The organism is Streptomyces sp. NPDC060198, assembly GCF_042728415.1.
GTDB lineage: Bacteria > Actinomycetota > Actinomycetes > Streptomycetales > Streptomycetaceae > Streptomyces.
In genome coordinates, this window is record NZ_JBHWZJ010000537.1 from 1 (window position 1) to 3667 (window position 3667).

General features: G+C 72.8%; 3 protein-coding genes. 2 read left to right on the forward strand and 1 reads right to left on the reverse strand.

Annotation, left to right across the window (positions count from 1 at the left end):
* Positions 1-43: 43 nt before the first annotated feature.
* Positions 44-1135, reverse strand: a complete 1092-nt coding sequence (locus tag ACFWEP_RS33020; protein WP_387375736.1) for a hypothetical protein — start codon at positions 1133-1135, stop codon at positions 44-46.
* Between the two features lie 266 nt (positions 1136-1401).
* On the opposite strand from ACFWEP_RS33020, the gene purN reads away from it, so the two are divergent.
* Together purN and purH are read left to right on the forward strand one after the other, a co-directional pair.
* A complete protein-coding gene (gene purN, locus ACFWEP_RS33025) occupies positions 1402-2073 on the forward strand; it encodes a phosphoribosylglycinamide formyltransferase (RefSeq protein ID WP_387375738.1) in 672 nt (223 codons plus the stop codon).
* A partial coding sequence (gene purH / locus ACFWEP_RS33030) for a bifunctional phosphoribosylaminoimidazolecarboxamide formyltransferase/IMP cyclohydrolase (protein ID WP_387375740.1) occupies positions 2060-3667 on the forward strand: 1608 nt, incomplete at its 3' end. The genes purN and purH, both read left to right, overlap by 14 nt.

Below are 3667 nucleotides of genomic sequence, written 5' to 3' on the forward strand. Positions count from 1 at the left end.
CCTGGGTCGGGAGCCGGGCCGTTCGCGAAGGGGGAGGGTCGGGTCAGTTCTTGACGCCGAAGATCGGTTCGAGGGGGTCCGGCAGGAGGTCGTTGCAGGCCAGTGCGCTGGAGCGGGTCAAGGCGTCGTCCACGCAGGTGTAGTAGTCGCGGTAGACCAGCTCGACCGTGAACGTCCCGGCCACCATCAGCAGTGCCAGTAGTGCCGTCACCAGGCCGCTGACGGCGGCCGTGGTCTGCGGCCTGCCCCCGGCTCCCGGTACGGGGCGTCCGAGCTGACCGCCCGGCGGTACGGAACCGGGCGCGGGCTGTCCGGCGGACGTACCGGGGACACCGCCGACCGGCGGCGCGCCGGGGGCGGGGGTCGCTCCGGCGTGGCCGGAACTCGCCGTGCCGTCGGCCGGGGCGGGCGGCTTCGGCTCGGCGCGCAGCGAGCTGATCGCCCAGTAGGTGCCGAGCGCGCCGAGCAGCAGTGCGATCTCCGGGAAGCCGAACAGGACGAAGAAGAAGGCCCACATTCCGCTGAGCACCGCGTAACGGGCGCGGCGCTGGGCGGGATCGGTGGGGTCCCACCGCATTCCGCCCCGGCCACCGTCGGGCCTTTCCGGACCGCCGCCCGCCCCGGGGCGTCGGCCGAACTCGCCGCCCTCGCGGCCCGGCTGCCGGTCGCTCCACTGGCTGCCCCAGACGGGGCGGCCGTCGGCCGGGCCGTTCCCGTTCCCCTGACCGGTTCCCTCGCCCTGGCCGCCGTTGCCCTGACCGCTGTTGCCCTGACCGCCGTGGGTCGAGGGGTGGCGGGGGCGCCAGGGCTGGTCGGGCCGCCCCTGCGGGGGCGCGGCGAACGGGTTGTCCTCGGCAGGTGGGGTGCCAGGTACGGGCGTGCCCCGGCCCTCGGTCCCGCCGGGGGCGGTCTGTCCGCCGGACGTGCCCGGCGTACCCGGATCGGCCGGACCGGTGGAGCCGGGCGCCTCGGAGCCGCCGTGCTGCGAGGGCTGCCGCTCCCGCAGCAGGGGAGTCGTCAGCGCGGTCGCCGGCATGGCCGGGGCGCCCCCGGCCAGCGGTGAGAGGTGCGGATGGCGCGAAAGGCGCGAAGGCTGGAAAGGGCGGGAGTCGGTGCGGCGGCGTCGGTCCGGCATGTGGTGAACGTCTTCCCCATCTCGTCGTTTCCGCCCGTCGGACGGTTCGCGTCCCCTGACGCTACCTCCCGCCCACGCCCCCGTCCCGTGGGGGCCGCAGGGTGTGCCGGTATCGTTGCCGACGACCGGTCCGTTCGTAGGGTCCCCCGTACCCGAGGGCGATCCTCGTTCGTAGGACCGTACAAAGAGACCGTACGAAGAGTCGTCAGTCCGAGAGTTCCGCCGGCGCATCGCAGGCGCGTCACCACGCGAGAAAGGGCCCAGCCGTGGCCTCGCCCACCTCAGCCGATCCGGCTCGTCCCGCCGATCCGGCCCGTCTGGTCGTGCTGGTCTCCGGTTCCGGTACCAACCTCCAGGCCCTCCTCGACGCCATCGACGCCGACCCCCAGGGGTACGGCGCCAGGGTCGTCGCGGTCGGTGCCGACCGCGAGGGCATCGTCGGCCTGGAGCGGGCCGAGCGTGCCGGTATCCCCACCTTCGTCTGCAAGGTGAAGGACCACGCCACCCGCGAGGAGTGGGACGCCGCGCTGGCCGCCGCCACCGCCGTGCACCGACCGGACCTCGTGGTCTCCGCAGGCTTCATGAAGATCGTGGGCAAGGAGTTCCTGGCCGTGTTCGGCGGCCGGTTCGTCAACACCCACCCCGCCCTGCTCCCCAGCTTCCCCGGCGCCCACGGAGTGCGTGACGCACTCGCGTACGGCGTGAAGGTCACGGGGTGCACCGTCCACTTCGTCGACGACGGTGTCGACACCGGTCCGATCATCGCGCAGGGCGTGGTCGAGGTGACCGAAGAGGACACCCCGGAGGGCGAAGCCGCTCTCCACGAACGCATCAAGGAAGTCGAGCGCAAGCTGCTCGTCGAGGCCGTGGGGCGGATCGCCCGTGACGGCCATCGCATTGAGGGACGAAAGGTTCATCTCGGTCATGTCGGTGAATAAGCCCATCCGCCGCGCCCTGGTCAGTGTCTACGACAAGACGGGGCTGGAAGACCTCGCCCGCGGTCTGCACGAGGCGGGCGTCGAGCTCGTCTCGACCGGCTCCACCGCCGGAAAGATCGCCGCCGCCGGAGTCCCGGTCACCAAGGTCGAGGAGCTCACCGGCTTCCCCGAGTGCCTCGACGGCCGCGTGAAGACCCTCCACCCGCGCGTGCACGCCGGCATCCTCGCCGACCTGCGCCTGGACGCCCACCGCGAGCAGCTCGCCGAGCTGGGCGTGGAGCCCTTCGACCTGGTGGTCGTCAACCTGTACCCGTTCAAGGAGACCGTCGCCTCCGGCGCCTCCGACGACGAGTGCGTCGAGCAGATCGACATCGGCGGCCCGTCGATGGTCCGCGCCGCGGCCAAGAACCACCCGTCCGTGGCCGTCGTCACCAGCCCCGAGCGGTACGCCGACGTCCTCGCCGCGGTGACGGCCGGCGGCTTCGACCTGACCGCCCGCAAGCGGCTCGCCGCCGAGGCCTTCCAGCACACCGCCGCCTACGACGTGGCCGTGGCCTCCTGGTTCGCCGCCGACTACGCCGCCGCGGACGACTCCGGCTTCCCCGACTTCTTCGGTGCCACGTACGAGCGCTCCAACGTCCTGCGCTACGGCGAGAACCCGCACCAGCCCGCGGCCCTCTACACCTCCGGCGCCGGCGGCCTCGCCGAGGCGGAGCAGCTGCACGGCAAGGAGATGTCCTACAACAACTTCACGGACACCGACGCCGCGCGCCGGGCCGCGTACGACCACGCCGAGCCGTGCGTCGCGATCATCAAGCACGCCAACCCGTGCGGCATCGCCGTCGCCGACGACGTGGCCGAGGCGCACCGCAAGGCGCACGCCTGCGACCCGCTCTCCGCGTTCGGCGGCGTCATCGCCGTCAACCGCCCGGTGACCGTCGAGATGGCCGAGCAGGTCGCCGAGATCTTCACCGAGGTCATCGTCGCCCCGGCCTACGAGGACGGCGCGGTCGAGGTCCTCGCCCGCAAGAAGAACATCCGCGTGCTGCGCTGCGAGGGTGCCCCGACCGCCCCGGTCGAGGTCAAGCCGATCGACGGTGGCGCGCTGCTCCAGGTCACCGACCGGCTCCAGGCCGACGGCGACGACCCGGCCAACTGGACCCTCGCCACCGGTGAGGCGCTCTCCGCCGACGAGCTGAAGGACCTCGCCTTCGCCTGGAAGGCGAGCCGCGCGGTCAAGTCCAACGCGATCCTGCTCGCCAAGGACGGTGCCTCGGTCGGCGTCGGCATGGGCCAGGTCAACCGCGTCGACTCCGCCAAGCTCGCCGTCGAGCGCGCGGGCGCCGAGCGCGCCCAGGGCTCGTACGCCGCCTCCGACGCCTTCTTCCCCTTCCCCGACGGTCTGGAGATCCTGACCGCCGCCGGGATCAAGGCCGTGGCACAGCCGGGCGGTTCGGTCCGCGACGAGCTGGTGGTCGAGGCCGCGAAGAAGGCCGGCGTGACCATGTACTTCACGGGCACGCGCCACTTCCTGACCGACGTCGACATCTCCGCCGCCGACTCCGTCACCCTCACCGTCCGCCAGGGCGAGGAG

Excerpts from the sequence above, each read along its gene's own strand:
- ACFWEP_RS33020 (WP_387375736.1), bottom strand. The coding sequence starts at position 1,135 with ATGCCGGACCGACGCCGCCGCACCGACTCCCGCCCTTTCCAGCCTTCG.